General features: G+C 54.9%; 1 rRNA gene (cut by a window edge). It reads right to left on the reverse strand.

Annotated elements, in window-relative coordinates:
• Positions 1-215, reverse strand: a 23S ribosomal RNA gene (locus tag H7K56_RS23610) (its annotated part extends 2,214 nt beyond the left edge of the window); the annotation flags it as partial.

Here is a 215-nt window from a genome sequence, read left to right on the forward strand (position 1 = left end):
GAACTCGCGTCCGAGCTCCAGCTATCCTGAGGGAAACTTCGGAGGGAACCAGCTACTAGATGGTTCGATTAGTCTTTCGCCCCTATACCCAAGTCAGACGAACGATTTGCACGTCAGTATCGCTGCGGGCTTCCACCAGAGTTTCCTCTGGCTTTACCCCGCTCAGGCATAGTTCACCATCTTTCGGGTCCCGACAGGCATGCTCACACTCGAAC

The sequence above is a fragment of the Pantoea dispersa genome (assembly GCF_014155765.1).
GTDB classification, from domain to species: domain Bacteria; phylum Pseudomonadota; class Gammaproteobacteria; order Enterobacterales; family Enterobacteriaceae; genus Pantoea; species Pantoea dispersa.